We start from the raw sequence: 1,755 nt of genomic DNA, 5'->3' as shown, positions 1-1,755 counted from the left end.
GAGGCCTGAACGGCGGGACCGAGGGGGCCTCGACCCCGCGGCGCCGCAGGCGCCGCAAATAAACACAGCTCTACCAGCGGGGGCCGCGCTGGACCTCGTCCACCTTCGGCCGCACATCGGCCAGGTAGATACCGGTCGCGATGATGGCGATGAATGCCAGCAGTCCCAGGCCAGGCCAGCTCACCAGCATCAGCAGGATCGCGACACCGAGGATGCCCAACCAGATGGGCTTGGTCAGTTTGTCGACCGCGGTGAACGCGTCGGAGCGCTGGCGCACGGCGTGCACGAGCGCGAAAACAGTCGCGCTTGTCGCCAGCAGCCACAGTGCGACCATGATCAACCCGGTCAACCCGTACACCTTATCCACCCCACCATGATAAGAGCAGCGCCCCCGCGCACTGCACGTGCGCGGGGGCGGTTCACCGGAATTACCTGGTCAGGGCTTCTTCGGCGCGGCCTTCTTGGCGGGCGCGGCCTTTTTCGCGGCCGGGGCCTTCTTCGCGGCGGGCGCCTTCTTCACCGGCGGGGCGGGCTCGGGCTCGACCGGAGCGGGCACGGGCTCGGGGGCGACTTCCGGCGCGACCTCGATCACCTCGGCGTCGAGCACGTCCGCCGCGGCGGGGGCCGCCGGCGCAGCTGTCGGCTCGGCTTCGGTTTTCGTGCGGCCGATCAGGCCGTTCACCCGACCGAACACCTCCTCGGCCCGGCTGCTGGCGTCCTTGTACAGGGTCTCCACCCGGCCGACCTGCTCTTCGACCAGATGGTTGGCGCGCAGCCGCTCGACGGTCTCCTCACCGCGCACCGCCAGATCCGCGTAGAGGTCGAGCACCTGGCGGTAGTACTGCTCGGCGAGCTTGCGCAGTTCTTCGGTGGTGAACTTCTCACGCAGCTCGGCCAGGTCCTCCGGCAGCTCCGAGGGCAGTTCGGACAACCGGGCACGGATCTGCTCGAACTGGGTCTGCACATCGGCAGGCAGTCCGGCGAAACGCTCGCGGGCCTCCTCGACCCGGACCCGGCCGTTGACGTCGGTCGCACGCTCACGCACTTGGCTCACCGCGTCCACAACCGCGGCGTAAACCGCGTCCGTGGCGCCGACGGTGGCGAACAGTGGTTTGGCAGTGGTGTACTTCTCGGTCATTTATCGTTCTCCTGGCGTGGAGCGTCGGTTGTCGGTTGTGGAACAACACTGTCCCGGGGAATCGCTTCCTCCGGCCCGTTCTCCCGGCGGAACGATTCGTATATATCCAGGAGCACCTGTTTCTGCCGCTCGCTGATCGCGGTATCGGCGAGCACGGCGTCCCGGACGGGACTGTGCGGCCGCTGCTCGAGGTAGCCGGCACGCACATACAACACCTCCGAAGAAACCCGCAGCGCCTTGGCGATCTGCGTCAGCACTTCGGCGGAGGGGTTACGCAACCCGCGCTCGATCTGGCTGAGGTACGGGTTGCTCACCCCCGCCAGCTGGGCGAGCTGACGCAACGAAACCTGCGCGGCTTCCCGCTGCGCCCTGATGAATCCTCCGATGTCCTGCGCCGCGTTGACCACGCGAGCTGCCTTGTCGCCGGCGCCGGCAGCCGCTGCCGGATCGTCGGTGCGCTGGGCGGAAACCTCGGGACGGTCGGCCATCACTCACCTTCTGGCGTTGTAGTTACAACGATAGATCGGGGTGCTAGCAATTGCAAGCACCATGTTAGCAGTGTTTATTTGCGGCGCCTGCGGCGCCGCGGGGTCGAGGCCCCCTCGGTCCCGCCGTTC

The 1,755-nt window shown here is 67.5% G+C and carries 3 protein-coding genes; all 3 read right to left on the bottom strand.

The annotated features are described in order from the left end of the window. Positions 1–70 precede the first annotated feature (70 nt). The 3 genes from ABZV91_RS32425 to ABZV91_RS32415 all read right to left on the bottom strand — a co-directional run bounded on the left by ABZV91_RS32425 (position 71) and on the right by ABZV91_RS32415 (position 1,626). On the bottom strand, positions 71–367 hold the full coding sequence (locus ABZV91_RS32425; protein WP_039826991.1) for a DUF2516 family protein: 297 nt from the start codon (positions 365–367) through the stop codon (positions 71–73). 69 nt (positions 368–436) lie between these two features. Next, entirely contained in the window at positions 437–1,138 is a 702-nt protein-coding gene (locus ABZV91_RS32420; RefSeq protein WP_355249528.1) for a heparin-binding hemagglutinin, read from the bottom strand. Next, positions 1,135–1,626: a helix-turn-helix transcriptional regulator gene (locus ABZV91_RS32415; RefSeq protein WP_355249527.1), complete on the bottom strand. Its 492-nt coding sequence runs from the start codon at positions 1,624–1,626 to the stop codon at positions 1,135–1,137. The genes ABZV91_RS32420 and ABZV91_RS32415 overlap by 4 nt, the downstream gene beginning before the upstream one ends. Positions 1,627–1,755: the final 129 nt, after the last annotated feature.

The organism is Nocardia sp. NPDC004568, assembly GCF_040609955.1.
Lineage (GTDB): Bacteria > Actinomycetota > Actinomycetes > Mycobacteriales > Mycobacteriaceae > Nocardia.
Note: the sequence above shows the minus strand (reverse complement) of the source record. Positions and strands in the feature narration are given on the sequence as shown.